A 13,698-nucleotide genomic window follows, 5' to 3' on the forward strand; every position below is an offset into this window, starting at 1 on the left:
GACGCCCTCGAGTGGATGATCTCCCAGCCCAACGGCGAGAAGCGCATGCTCGACCTTCTCGGGCAGGCGTCGCAGCCGGGCAACACCACTTATATGGCGAAGGCGCTGGCGAACACGGCGCAGGCCTCACCGGACCAGACCCTCGGCCTGCTCCTGCTCACCACCGACGCCAACGGTGGCCCCGCCCAGATGGCGCGCCTCTTCGGTGCGATGGCCGACAAGCCCGTGGCCGCGGCGCAGTTCGCCTCGACCTTCGAGGCCCTCACGCGCACGCCTCAGTCGGCGGCGTCGATGTCAGAGCTGCTCGACGTGGTGACCCGCGCCTCGTTTGACGACCAGAGCGGTTCTCGCGTCACGGCTCGCCTGCTGCGCGAGTCGAGCGCCCCCTCGAGTGGTGCCGACAGCATCTTGAAGGGCCTCTCGCGCACCCTCGAGACCGAGGGTGGTGCCCGCTCGTTCGCCCGCGTGATGAGCCGAATCTCCACGAGTGCCGCCGACAGCGCCAGCTTCCTCGAGAACCTCGGCAACCGCGAGACCGGCAGCGAGACGGTGGGCCGCCTGATGGCGCGCGCCACGGCGTCGCGTGACGGTTCGCGCCAGGTGCTCGACAGCTTCGTGCGCATGGCCGGCGCGTCTGGCAATGAGAAGAAGACGGGAGAGGTCGTGGCGCGCATCATCTCGTCGCAGAGCGGCGCGAAGTTCGTGTCGAACCTCACCTCCGACCCTCAGGCGGCGCGCCAGCTCGAGACGATGCTGTCACACCTCGACGCGAAGTCGCCGGTCGTGGGCGATCGCCTCGCCTACGCCTTCGACAAGCTGATGGCGGGTCCGGAGGGGAATGCGCTCCGCGCCCGCGCGCTGGAGTCGCCCGCGCTGGCCAGCGTCATCGATCGCTTCGTCGACAGCCGCGCGGTGGCGCCCCTCGCGGCCCCTCCCGAGGCGGGCGCAGACGCCCCCGCGAACGGGGCTGCGGGCTCGCCGACGCTCACGCTGGTCCAGGGTGGTCTGGCGCGCGCCTCTTCGGGTGGCGAGGCGGGACCGGGAAGCCCCACGAAGAAGATCTCCGAGGCCAGTTCCACGGCGGCTTCGTCAGACTGTGCCGTGGCCGCGCCGGGCCGCGCCGTTCAGCCTCTCGCAAAGAGTCGGGAGTCGGGGGGGCAGGGGGTGCAGCCGCACGTCGCGTCGACCGCCGCCCGCCCTTCGGGTGGTCAGCGTGACACCTCGTCCGACGCGTCAGGCGAGCAGCCTTCCAGCAGCCCACGCTTCCGCCCCGCGGACGTCTACTCCCAGAGCACCCTGCGCCTCGCGCGCATCTGCGGTGACTGCGGTTTCCGCCTGACCCCTGGCGGCCGTTGCGTGAAGTGCGACGGAGGGAGCGCGCGCGAGGCCATCAATCCGATGCGGGCCATCTCGGTCGCGGCCATCTGACGCCGGCTTGCACGGGGTGTCTCCGCGACGCGGAGGAATTCCGAGGGGCCGCCATGCGCCTCAGGCGGGATCCGCGCATCCGGCGGCGAATCCTCGTCACGAATACATCCGCACGCAGGAGGCTCGTCATGCAGGCTCCGTGGAAACGCTCTCCCGCCGCTCTTGCGGTCATCTCGTGGACGCTCTCGCTCGTCTTGCTCGCAGGGTATCGACTCACCCTGCCTCCCGCTCATCCCGCCTCGGTCTCCGCGAGCGCCTACAGCGGGTACCTGTCGTCGCACCTGCGCGAGGGGGGATGGTTCGAGAATGGTCGCAACGGCATCTGGGCTGTGGTTCAGTACCGAATCGGTGCTGACGGCTCGTTGCAGACCGTCGAGGTGCTCGAGGCCCACGGCGATCAGGGAGAGGTCGGCCACATCGTAGACGGAGTTCGTCGCGGCGCACCGTTCGCCCGCCCTGAAGGGGCCTCTTCTGTCGACGTCACCGAGCTCTTCTGGGTCGAAGGCGATCACATGACGCCAGGGAGCCTGCCCGAGCGCCTTCGCATCGAAGGCGACGATGGCCGGAAGATTCGCTTCCAGCCCTAGTCAGGGAGCGGGTCCTTGTGAATGGTTACGGGCCGGCGTCTTCTGCGTGAAGGCGGCCGGCCCGTTGCTCGTCGCGACCGATCAGTAGGGACTGTAGAAGGTCCAGGTCTCCCACTCGGTATCAAAGTTCTTGTACCAGGTGCCGGTGAGCTCCTCGTCGTCGTTCATGCCGTCCGGGTTGGGCATGGTGTGCCACGTGATGGTGACGTTGTAGTGCTTCTTGAACGTGGCGTCTTCACACGGCATGTAGAATCCGGGGCCGTCGTTGCCGTTCCACAGGTACTTCGACCAGCTCTTCATGGGGTCTTCGTACTCGCTCACCTGGACGTGCTTGACGTAGTAGCGCTTGCTGCCGTAGCGGTACTCGTACGCCTGGATGTAGAATGTGCTCTTCTTCTCGGGAGGCTTTGCCGCTGTCGGGTTGTTCGAGGTGAGCATGACCATCATGGTCATCTGCTGCTCGGCAGAGAAGGTCACGACCTTCTCGCCCGTGTGGTGCCCTCTTGCCGTGATCTTCACGTCGTGCTTGCCGGCGCTCACCCCGTCGATGCGGAACGAGCCGTCTTCCGCGCTGGCGCCCCACAGTCCGTTCTCAAGGGTGACACGGGCGTGGAAGATGGGGGTCTGGTTCTGATCGACGACGATGCCGCTCAGAGAGGCGTCGGTCTCTCCGGCTCGCGCAGGGTTGTGCGCATGGGGCGCGGGGCTCTGGGCATATGCCGCGGGCGCGCAGGCGAGCGCGGCGACGACAAGCGTGAGACTCAGCATGATGACAGACAGGCGCTTCATGGGGCGCCATCATTCGGCATGTCTGCCCGTCGTGCCTTCGCGCCGCTCGGGAAGACCGTCAGGTGCGTCTTGCAAATGGGCGAGATCTGTCAATCTCATTCGCGAGGGGTATAAAGGTTAACCCAACGGACATCTTTTCATCTCACGCTTGTTATACGATAGAAAAAACCCACGGGAGAGGCCAGTCCACTTGAGTGATCTTCGCCTGAACCCCCTCGCCGCACCCGTGGCGACCGGTTCCACGGGGCACGCGCGTTCCACGTCTGGCGCTGCGGCAGATGCCGTTGCTCCGGCGGGTTGCGTCGACCGCGTGACCGTCGAGCGCGACGGCCTCGTCGTCTCTGGCGGCGGTCACCGCGCGCTGCTGCAGCCCGCAGACGCGCACGCTGTCAGCTCCCCCTCCCGCGTGCCGACGGTGTCAGCGCCTCCTGCGCACGATGGCATCCGCAGCGCGAGGCCGCTCTCTCCCGAAGATTCAAGTTCGCCGCTTCTCTCGACGAGTGCCCCTGCGCCCGCGCCTCCGCCGACGGTCATCCATGTTCCGATGCCATCTTCTCCTCCGATACCCGTGCCTGTCTCCAACCCGATCGCTCGGGGGCCGCGCACGACGCCTGATCTGGGCGCCGGTTTTCCCCTCGCTCCGCCCGACACACAGCCATTTGTCAGGCGGGTGCACGACTTTCTCGCGGGGAAGGTGCCCTACATCTTCAACGCGGGCATCGATCTCGGGCTCTCACGCGTGTCGAGCATCACCGAACGCGGCCTCGGCATAAACGTATCGCGCCTGCTCGACGTAGAACGCACCATGTACCGGCTGATGGTGCCATCGCGTGATGCATATGCAGGCGGTTCGCCCCCCATCTTCCAGGCGCTCGCCCAGGGCCAGGCCGCGTACGTCTTCCTGAACGGTGACCCTGAGGGCTCCGATCGGCTGACCCGGCTGTTCGCGGGGCTGCCGCCCGAGATCATCATCGGAATCGGCGCGGGCAACGACAAGTACACCCCTGTGCGTCAAGCCCTCATCGAACGCCTACAGCGGGGCGATTTCCCGGCTTTTGTCGATGTCGACGGCGACCTCTCGAGCACAAACGGCACCGAGAGCATCGCCGTGGAATCGATCTCGTCCATCGCTCGTCGCGAGAACGTGCTCAGCCGATCGTTTCCGGACCCCGCACTGTACTACCGCTGGCTCGTGACGCGCGCTGACTCGGCCTATCGGCGCACCGAGCCCTGGCTCGACGACGTGAAGCCGGTACTCCGTGGCGCGATCACCCAGGTCAAGCGCGATCTCACGCCCCCCTGGGTGTCGTCGGCCACGCCCGATCCGTTTGGGTCGACCGTGCCTCCGGCGCGCACCCAGGAAGCCTACGAGAAGGTGATGGCCCAGGCGGGTGGGGGGCGTCCACCCAGTCTTCACGACCTCGCTGACTTTGCCGATACCGCCATCTCCCTCGATCGTGACCTGGTGTTTGCGGTCCAGACCTACTGGAGCAAGCTGATGCGCGAGGTCTCGGCTGCCCAGCGCGACTCGCTGTTCACACCGCTGGCGCGGGCGTGGGTGTCTCTCAATGTCATCCCTCCGACCGATCCGGACTTCGACCTCGTGTCGCCCGCCAACGCGCCGTACATCGAGCTGCTCGATCAGCGCGCCGGCAACCGTACCGTGCTCGAGCGCTACGACCGCGCCATGGCCCTCTCCGAGGTGGTGGGGCACACGTTGAACGGCCTGGGCCTCGACCAGCGCCAGACCTTCCTCTCGAGCGTGGTCGATGAGATACGCGGTCGTCGAGATGCGGTGACCGAACGCGAGCAGCGCGTGCGCCAGATACTGGGGCATGACTATCAGGGCATCGATGTGGCCGCCGTTCTCGATGGCACCGTCGACGGCAGCAACCCCTCGGTCCGCGCTGCCCTCGACCAGCTCGAGCGGGCGGTGGACAACGGCATCACCCTTCGCCCCATGACCCCGGAGCACGCCGAGATCCAGCGTCATCTCAGCATCCTGTCGTTCATGGCCGATCGGGTGAAGGCCTTCCGCGAGCCCGCGCTGTCGCTGGCAGAGTCGCTGCCTCCCATGCCTGCCGACCCCCTCATCGTCGGCCAGTACTACAAAGGGGGGAGCAGCGTGCCGCCGAGCCCGCTCCCCGTGAACGGGCCTTCGGCTGTCGAGGTTCTGGGAACCTCCGTCTCGGGCACACCCGTGCCCACTTCTGTGGTGTTCGAGGGCGGAGGCGGCAAGGGCTTCGCCTACATCGAGTGCCTCAAGCAGGTCAAAGGCGCGCTCCGCGCCAGTGACACGTCGGTGGCCATCGACCGTTTCGTCGGCACCAGCGCGGGCGCCATCACCGCGGGGCTTCTCGCCGCAGGGTACGATGAGAACGAGATGGCCACCATCATGCAGCGGCTTGACTTCAAGAAGTTCTACGCAGACTATCTGTGGCTCGCTGGCGGCGTTGATTCCCAGGTGCGCGGGTTCGATCGCACCGGACTGTTCTCGACGCGCCAGATGTACCAGACCATCGACGGCCTGCTCCACGACAAGACGGGGGTTCGGGGCCGTCCGGTGCTCTTCCGCGACCTGCCTTTCAAGCTCTCGGTGGTCGCCACCGTGGTGAGCACCGATCTCCCGGAAGATCTCCGAGCGCAGCTGGGCATCAGCAAGGATGGCCAGATCGTGCTGAGCAGCGAGACCACCCCGAACATGGACGTGGCGGCGGCCATCAGTGGTTCAGCCGCGGTTCCCACCTTCTTTGATGCTCCGCAGATGATCGTGACCCGCGACGAGCCAGACGGTCAAGGCGGCACGGTGAAGAAGTCGTATCGCCTCCAGCTGGTCGACGGAGGCGCGGTCGACAACTTCCCGGTGTCGAAGGCGGTCTCTGCGGCAGACAATGACCCGGTGCTCGTCGTGGCTCCCGCCTACTACGAGGCCCCGGGACCCACGCCGGACGCTCCGCCGGTGTCATTGAGCACCCTCGACTTCGACGCGTCGAAGCTTCCCGTCATCGACGCGTTCAATCGAGCGCGATATGCCGAATTCGCTCCGCAGCTGGGGGCGTTCATGGAGCAAGCACGCAACGGCGGTTCGTCTCGGGCGGTCATTGGCTTCAACCTGGCCACCACGCAGGAGCAGCGCACGGTGGCGGTGCAGGGGCTTGACTCGAAAGCCACTGATCGCTTCCGCGACACCGCAACCGCTGTAGGGCTGGAGACCCTCTCCGCCGACGCGGCGCGCAAGATGATGCGAGACGTCTATCCGCGCCAGCCCAATCACATCGAGGAGAAGGTGCTCGACGGCCTGCTCGATCACCACAACACCTTCGACTCGTCGCTCTGCAAGCCGCCGGCCTACAACCTGCAGGCCGCGGAGTCGGGAGGGCTGGCCGACATCATCGCCGCTGTCATGGCCACGCAGCTGGTGGGCCCATACCACGTCGACGACAAGCTGTTCGAGCACTGACCAAAGTCACGTCGGCGGTCGCGCAGTCAGCGGAGGGCGTGCGCTCTCGAAGCGTCGAAGACTCTCGCGATGCGTGAACTGAGAGAGCGCCCGGGAGCACGGGCGTGAGTGGCTTCGAGGGTGCTGTCATGTTCGGGATCGATGTCGCCGAGACGCGGATGCACGCCGCCGTTCTCATGCTGGTGTGCGCCACGTTCGTGGCGATGGCGGCGCGCCGTCTGCGCATGCCCTACACGGTGGCGCTCGTTCTCATGGGCCTCGTTCTGGGCTTCGCACCGATGCTCCAAGACCTGCCGCTGTCGGCCGATGGGGTTCTGCTTCTCTTTCTGCCGCCGATATTGTTCGAGGGCATGCTGGCCACCCACGTAGAGCGGCTCCGCGAGAGCTGGAAGGAGGTCACCCTTCTGTCTCTGGGGGTGACCTTCGGCACGTTCGTGGGGCTTGGCGGCTTCGTGCGGTGGGCGTTCGGCTGGCCCTGGCCTGTCTCGATGCTCGTGGGGGCCATTCTCGCATCCACCGATCCGGTGAGCGTGCTGGCCCTGATGCGCGAGGTGGGCGCGCCGCCACGGCTTGCGCTGCTTCTCGAGGCGGAATCGTGCTTCAATGACGGTCTCGGCGTTGTCTTGTTCGTGGTCGTGAGCGCCTGGGTTGCGGGTCAGAGCGTGACGCTGGTGTCGGCTTCGACCGTCTTCGTCCGGGAGGCCTTCGGCGGCCTGGCGCTCGGGGCGGTGCTGGCCGCGCTGGCATGCGGGTTTCTGCGGCGGGCGGCTGATCGCCTCACCGAGGCCATGTCGACCCTCGCGCTCGCCTATGGCGTGTACATCGTCTGCCAGGGCGTGCACGTCTCCGGGATCATGGGGGTTATCGCGGCCGGTCTTGTCGTCGGCAGCGCCTTGCCTCGGCTGCTGAGCCCCGTTTCACAGGGTGCGCTCGAGGAGGCCTGGGAGCTCTTCGCCTTTCTGGCCAACTCGGTGCTCTTCTTGTTCATGGGGGTGGCGCTTCAGCACGGAGATCCGTGGGGAGCCTTGCCGTCGGCGTTGCTGGTGTTCGTGGCGATGACGCTTTTGCGTGCGGTTCTCGTGGTGGTTCTCGTCGGGCGGCGAACGCCGCCCGGCTGGCCTGCGGTGCTCACCTGGGGCGGGGTCCGGGGGTCCATCCCCCTGGCGCTTGCGCTGGCCCTGCCGCCTCTCGAAGGTCAGCCTGGGCGTGACGCAGTGGTCTCCGTCGTGTTCGGCGTGGTCTTTGTCTCGCTGCTGGGGCAGGGCTTCACCGTCGGGCCCCTGATGCGCCTCACCGGGGTCACCGGCGAGGCGACGGGAGCCGCACCGGGAGATCAGGCGTGCGCGCCGGCGGTTGCGGTGAGCGCAGGTGAGAGTGCGAGATCTTCTTCTGACTCGTAGAAGTCGACGGCACCGCTCGAGATCGAGTAATAGCCGCCCACGACTGCGATCTTGCCCGCTGCGGTGAAATCGGCAACGGTTTGATTTCGACGCAGCGAATTGATCTGAAGGCGAACGTTGGCCACCACAGCTTCACGCATGCGTGCCTTCTGGTCCCGGATCGCCGGCATGTTCTTCACGGCGGGTGTGATGCGCTCGAGCAGGTTGCGCACGTTCTCGGTCTCTTGAGCGCGCAGCTCAGGCGGGAGCATGGCGGCGGCCACGGCGCCACACCCCTCGTGCCCGAGAACGACGATGAGCATCGAGTGGAGATGACGTATGGCGTATTCGATGCTGGCTTCGATCTTGGGGCCGAGGACGTTCCCGGCAACCCGCGTGATGAACAGGTTGCCGGGGCCCTGGTCGAGCACGAACTCGGTCGGAACCCGGCTATCGGCACAGCTGACGATGATGGCGAAGGGATTCTGTCGAGCCGCCTGGGCGCGGCGTTCGACAGCCGTGAACTCGAGGGCGGTCGATTTGCCGGAGTAGAACCGATCGTTTCCGCGCTTGAGCTCGCGCAACGCGTCGCCAGGGGTCTGGATGATCACATCACCGTCTTCTGAGAGCTCGTCGATGGCGAAGCGCCGCAGCACCTCGCTGTTCGCGTTCGTGCCGCCCTGGACACCCGCGTGCGCCGTCACCTCGGCGAGAAGGCGTCGCGGATTGTGGGCCAGGGAGGCGCTGCAGTGCGCCACCTCAGAGACACGCAGGCTGTCGTTCCAGAGATGGGCGTTCTCCAGCGTCAGAACGCTCGAAGCGCTCAGCACGCGACACTCGCTCGTACCGGTCACGTGCGCGACCACGCTCCCGCTCTTGAGCAGCGCCACGCCGATGGGCAGCCACTCACCCGCGGCAGAGACCTCAATCACTCGATAGGGTACTTGCATCTGGGCACCTCCTCCAGCAAACTCGTCCGGAGATATTCCGCCGTCTTGCGCACTCTCCTGTTACGCGAGCGTCGCCCTGCACGGCGGGTGGGCGAAACGCTCCGTGGAGGGAAGCGCGCGCGATGCTTTGAACTTGTGGGTTCGCGCACGGCATCGCGTGAGACGCGGGGCACGTGCCATGAGGAGGTATCGCATGGCGTTGACCACGCGTGTCATGCTGGTGCGTCACGGGGCAACCGTGCTCGCCGCCGAAGATCGGTTTGCCGGGAGCAGCGATGTGCTTCTGTCTGAAGCAGGCGAGATGCAGGTGGCGCGCCTGTCTGAGCGGCTTGCTGCGAAGCCCATCGACGCGTTCTACGCCAGCCCCATGAAGCGCACGGTGCGAACGGCTGAGGTGATCGCGGCGCCTCATGGGCGCGCGGTGGAGGCGGTTGACGCCTTTCGCGAGATCAATCATGGCCGATGGGAGCAGAAGACCCGAGCTGAGGTCGAGGCGCTCTATCCTGACGAGTACCGACAGTGGGAGCTCGATCCGTTCACGTTTGCCCCGGAGGGCGGGGAGAGCGGTCTGAGCACCCTCGCCCGCGCGCTTCCGGCCTTGCGGGCCGTCGTGGAGCGCCATGCGGGGCAGACCGTGCTGGTGGTGTCGCACAAGGCCACCATCCGGCTGCTGCTGGGCACGTTCCTCGGGTTCGACCTGCGCGGCTACCGGGATCACCTCGATCAGAGCCCCGCGGCGCTGAACATCATCGACTTCAAGGAGTCACGCGGAAGGCTCATGCTGTTCAACGACATCTCGCACTACGAAGGGGTTGTTCCCCCCCGCCAGGGAGCGCTGTCGAAGACCTGGGACGCGAAGTGAGGGGGCTCTCTGCTCACCACGGCGCGCTGGTCCCGTGACCCTCGACGAGCGCCGCGAGGCCGTGCGCAGCTGGCGTGAGGCGCGCTGCGCGGAGGCCTGTCCGACCTGCCCTGAGAACTGCTGCGAGGGGCGTCTCACGCCGCGCATCGATCGCATGGAGGCCTTCGCCCATCTTCCCCTGGTGCGCCGCCCCACCGACGTGCGCCCCCTCGGCGAGGCGTACATCATCGATCGGCGCGTCTGGCGCTGGGGCAGCTGCTTTCTCGTCGGGCGCTGCCCGCATCTCGATGGGGAGCGGCGCTGCGGTCTTCACGGCCGGAACGAGCGCCCTTCGGAGTGCAGCGAGTTCCCATTGCACGTGCAGCCGGTTCTCGGAGGGGCGGTGCTCCACATCGAGCGCTCGTGCACCATCTTCGACGATGAGGCCGCGGTTGCCGAGGCCCGGGCCCTGGCCGCGCAGCTGGGGCTCGGCGTTGTGGTGAACCCGCGGACCCGCTGAGGCGAGGCGCCTCGCCCGCTCTCAGCCGACTTCGCTGGCCAGTGCGCCGTCGTCGTAGTCTTCGAGGCGCACGCGGATGTCGATGTAGAGCAGGGTCGTGGCGATCATGGTGAACGGCGTGGTGGCCAGCGTGAAGATGTCGGCGCCAAGAACCCGCATGCCGACGCCAAAGGTGTTGTTCGGAGAGACGAGCTCGACAGCGCTCGACACGAGCAGATCGCCCACCCAGATCAGCAGGCCCACGATGACTCCCATCACCACCACGCGGATCCACTGTCTCTGTGCGAGCACGAGACCGGCGCTGCGGGAGAGGGCGTCCTTGCTCGACTTGTGCTCGAGCAGCAGCACCTGCGGGGCGAAGACGCAGGCCAGGGCCACCAGCAATCCGGGCACGACGAAGCACCAGAGCCCCGCCAGGGTGAGCACGGTCACGAGAAGAGCGGTCAGCGCTGCTGGCCCGATGCGACGCACCACCGTGCCGATGATGCCAGACAGGGTGGGCTGCTGGCCCAGCAGGAGTGCGGTGGTGGCTGCGGTGGTAGCCACGCTGAGCAGGAACGGCGCGAGAAGCGTGAGCATCTGCGCGGCCGACCATATCAGGGGCTGGTTCAGCTCTAAGCGGAAGGTGGGCAGTGGAAAGCCGACGGGGTGCAGGAAGAGCGCGACCATGTGGAGCAGCGCGATGGGCACGTACACGGCAGCGGAGATCGAGGTGAAGAGGGGCAGGTTCTTCGACCACAGCGATAGTGCGAGATCGAGGAGACCGGCGTAGTCGAGGGGGCGAAGCTCTCGAGAGGTTCCGCTGAACATGGTCTACCGCCTTCGCAAGTCTGCCCTTCGCGGAGAACCTGTGGTGGGGACCCTGTGGTGAACCATCGGGTCAGGTCCCGCGCAACGCTGCTCTTGAAGCCTTTTCGTCGCCGCGTGTGCGGTTCCTCCGGCGTGGATGGGTTTGCCGCACGCGCGGTCTGTCACCACAAACCGTGCAGCGGTCCGCCCGATCGGGCCAGGCGCTCGACCCGTTCGGCCGCCTCCGGGTCTTCCTCGAGGGCGGGTGCGTGATGGGGCCGTGCACGCGCGTCGATGACCAGGGGGCCTTCGCATCCCCAGTGCTTCTGCACCACCGCGGCGTTGCGGCCGTGCACGTCAGCGGCCGGGTTCGAGCGGGTGAACACGGTCCACAGCAGATTGTCGAGGTGGGCGCTCACGAAATCGGGATCGTCCACGAGCACGACAAGAGGATGGTCGGGCAGGGGAGGGAGGTTCGCGCAGAGCGCATCCACGTCGGCCGCCACGCGATCCTTCGCACGGTGCGGATCATCGGCGCGCGGTCCGCGCACCGCGATGACGCCGGGCACGCAGAGGCGCGCATCACCGAAACCGTCTGGCAGTGACAGCGCGGTTGGTAGCGTGTCTCCCAGGGTTCGCAGCGGGGGGCCGGCAGCCGCGATCACCAGCTTCGACCCTTGATTGAGCGCCCCGCCGGTATAGTCGAGGGTGTCGATGGTGGTGCGGGTGTGGAAGTGCAGATCACGCCTCGGGTCGAAGCGCGCGAGCACGTGCCCCAGGAAGCGGCGCACGTCGTGCGGGTCGAGGTCGGGCGCGTCTTCGTGGGCGGCGATGAGCACGTACTTGGCGAGCGAGAGCTGGCCTTGCCCCAGCACGGCGCAGGCCTGGGTCAGCAGCTCTTGCGGGGCGCGTCGCTCGAGATAGGGCGTGTAGCGCTCGCTTCCCAGCACGAGCAGAAGCGGGTGCACCCCTGCCGCGTCTACAGCGTGCACGCTCTTCACGCCGGGCAGCACCGCGGGGATGGCGGCACCGGTGAGGGCGTGCACGAACTGACCGAACGTGGTGTCTTCTTGTGGAGGGCGCCCGACCGAGGTGAAGGGCCAGATGGCATCGGCACGGTGGTACACGGCTTCGACCTCCATCACGGGGAAGTCGTGCACAAGGCTGTAGTAGCCCAGATGGTCGCCGAATGGCCCCTCGGGGAGCGTGCGCGTCGGATCGATGGTGCCCACGATGAGGAAGTCGGCGTCAGCCAGCACCGGGAGCGCTCCTCTAGAAGCGTTCGGTAGCTGGCTGATGCGCAGGTTGCGCCCGCCGAGGGCGCCCGCGAAGGCGATCTCGGGAAGGCCCTCGGGCAGCGGCATCACGGCAGACACGGCGAGGGAGGGGGGGCCGCCGGCATAGATGTGCACGCGCAGCTTCTCGCCCCTGCGAATGGCGTGGGCGTGGTGCACCCCGATGCCGCGATGGATCTGGTAGTGCATGCCGACCTCGCGCTCGGGCGCGTAGACCCCGCCATCGAGCTGGACGCGATACATCCCCAGGTTCGAGCGCATCCACCCGCGGGCGTCAGGGTCTTCTGTGTACACGGCGGGCAGCGTGATGAATGCGCCACCGTCGCGTGGCCAGGTGCGCACGCGGGGCAGGTCGGACAAGCGCCCGCGCCGCGCCAGAACAGGGGCACGGCGCGTCGGCACAGGCAGGGGAAGCGCATGCATGGCAGCAGGGATGGCGCGCCAGGCGCTCAGCGGACGACGTAGCAGGGCACCCGGATCACCGCGCATCTCCACCAGCTGCGTGACCCCCTCGACAGCGTCACGAAACAGGAACCGTGCGCGCTCCATGGTGCCGTAGAGATTGGTGAGCAGGGGAAAGCGGCAGCCCCTGGCGTGCGTGAACAGGAGCGCGGGCCCGCCGGCCCGATACACGCGCCGCAGGATGGCGGCAACCTCCTGGTCGGGGTCGACGGGGGTATCGATGACGGTGAGCATGCCGTGCCGTCTCAGGTCGGCCACGCACGCCTGGAGTGATGGGTAGCCCATGGCGTGGGGGCGTTTCAGCGAACGGGGAGTCGGCCCCTGCCGACATCGGTCAGCGGCGCTTTGCGGCGGCGGATGCGGGTGCCGGTGCTCTCGAAGCGCTGACGGCCGTGGGCGACGGTGATGTGGATGAAGACGGGGTGGGGGGCGCAGGGGCGTTCAGCAAGGTTCGAACGGCGAACCAGCAGGCCACCGCGGCGATGGCGAGACCGGCAACCACAGGGGGGCTCGTGAGCGTGGCCTTCAATGTGCCCCGGTCGGACCCTCGTCGTTCTTCGTCGATTCGCGCGCGCTGCTCGAGCATGCGCGCGATGTCCTGCTGGACGCGCTGCGCCCTTCCACGCAGGGCGTCGTCCTCCGCGCCGCCCAGGCATTCGGTGAGAATGATCTCGGCGCAGTTGTAGGCGCTCACCGTGCGCTCGGCGACCAGCGCCGCCGCCAGGTTGTACCAGGCGATGGGATCATCGGGTCGCGACTCGACCACGAGACGGGCCAGCGGGAAGTCAGGCGCCGCCTCGAGGCCCTGCTGCAGCCAGTCTGCGGCCTCCTCGAGGCGGTTGAGGCCGAAGAGGGCTGCCCCCTGGCCGAAGTGCAGCCGTGGGTCGCGCGGCGATTTCCGGGCCTCGGCGCGATAGAAGTCGAGGGCCGGTCCCCACTGGCGGGTCACGAGCAGGCGCAGGCCTTGCGAGACGAAGCCCTCCGGGTACGGATCGAAGGCGCGACCCTCCGTCGTCAGCGAGAACGACGACAGGCTGCTCTCGCTCGCGCCTGCGGGTGTGCGCGTGGGGGGCTTCGGTCCGGCTCCCTTCGAGAGCACCCGCTCCCGCGCCATGGCCGACGGGCCGCTCGGAGGCGCGGATTCGGATGCCTTGCTCTCCGAAGGTCGAGGTGTGGGAGGAGAGGGACGGTTGACCTT

General features: G+C 67.4%; 11 protein-coding genes. 6 read left to right on the top strand and 5 right to left on the bottom strand.

The annotated features are described in order from the left end of the window. Both EB084_08740 and EB084_08745 read left to right on the top strand, forming a co-directional pair. The coding region (locus EB084_08740) for a hypothetical protein (GenBank protein ID NDD28334.1) at positions 1-1,428 on the top strand (1,428 nt) is incomplete at its 5' end. Positions 1,429-1,556: 128 nt separating this feature from the next. Beyond that, entirely contained in the window at positions 1,557-2,015 is a 459-nt protein-coding gene (locus EB084_08745) for a hypothetical protein (protein ID NDD28335.1), read from the top strand. An 81-nt stretch (positions 2,016-2,096) separates the two neighbouring features. Here the strand turns inward: EB084_08745 and EB084_08750 are convergent, their stop codons facing one another. Beyond that, positions 2,097-2,804: a carboxypeptidase regulatory-like domain-containing protein gene (locus EB084_08750; protein NDD28336.1), complete on the bottom strand. Its 708-nt coding sequence runs from the start codon at positions 2,802-2,804 to the stop codon at positions 2,097-2,099. A 310-nt stretch (positions 2,805-3,114) separates the two neighbouring features. Here EB084_08750 and EB084_08755 point away from each other — a divergent pair, with 310 nt between their 5' ends. After that, entirely contained in the window at positions 3,115-6,264 is a 3,150-nt protein-coding gene (locus EB084_08755) for a hypothetical protein (protein ID NDD28337.1), read from the top strand. Positions 6,265-6,392: 128 nt separating this feature from the next. Further along, a complete protein-coding gene (locus EB084_08760) occupies positions 6,393-7,664 on the top strand; it encodes a hypothetical protein (protein ID NDD28338.1) in 1,272 nt (423 codons plus the stop codon). Here EB084_08760 and EB084_08765 read toward each other — a convergent pair. Further along, positions 7,598-8,593, bottom strand: coding sequence for a hypothetical protein (locus tag EB084_08765; protein NDD28339.1), 996 nt, complete (start codon positions 8,591-8,593; stop codon positions 7,598-7,600). The two genes, EB084_08760 and EB084_08765, sit on opposite strands and share 67 nt — an antisense overlap. 199 nt (positions 8,594-8,792) lie before the next feature. On the opposite strand from EB084_08765, the gene EB084_08770 reads away from it, so the two are divergent. Beyond that, positions 8,793-9,455, top strand: a complete 663-nt coding sequence (locus tag EB084_08770; GenBank protein ID NDD28340.1) for a histidine phosphatase family protein — start codon at positions 8,793-8,795, stop codon at positions 9,453-9,455. A gap of 34 nt (positions 9,456-9,489) precedes the next feature. Then, the gene (locus EB084_08775; protein ID NDD28341.1) at positions 9,490-9,954 is read left to right on the top strand and encodes a hypothetical protein; all 465 of its coding nucleotides are present in this window, start codon (positions 9,490-9,492) and stop codon (positions 9,952-9,954) included. Between the two features lie 21 nt (positions 9,955-9,975). On the opposite strand, the gene EB084_08780 is transcribed toward EB084_08775, so the two are convergent. From EB084_08780 to EB084_08790, 3 genes are all read right to left on the bottom strand, one after another. Continuing rightward, positions 9,976-10,764, bottom strand: coding sequence for a hypothetical protein (locus EB084_08780; GenBank protein ID NDD28342.1), 789 nt, complete (start codon positions 10,762-10,764; stop codon positions 9,976-9,978). A 161-nt stretch (positions 10,765-10,925) separates the two neighbouring features. Beyond that, a complete protein-coding gene (locus EB084_08785) occupies positions 10,926-12,785 on the bottom strand; it encodes a UbiD family decarboxylase (protein ID NDD28343.1) in 1,860 nt (619 codons plus the stop codon). 49 nt (positions 12,786-12,834) lie between these two features. After that, entirely contained in the window at positions 12,835-13,614 is a 780-nt protein-coding gene (locus EB084_08790) for a hypothetical protein (GenBank protein ID NDD28344.1), read from the bottom strand. Positions 13,615-13,698 lie beyond the last annotated feature (84 nt).

It is taken from the genome of Pseudomonadota bacterium (assembly GCA_010028905.1).
Lineage (GTDB): Bacteria > Vulcanimicrobiota > Xenobia > RGZZ01 > RGZZ01 > RGZZ01.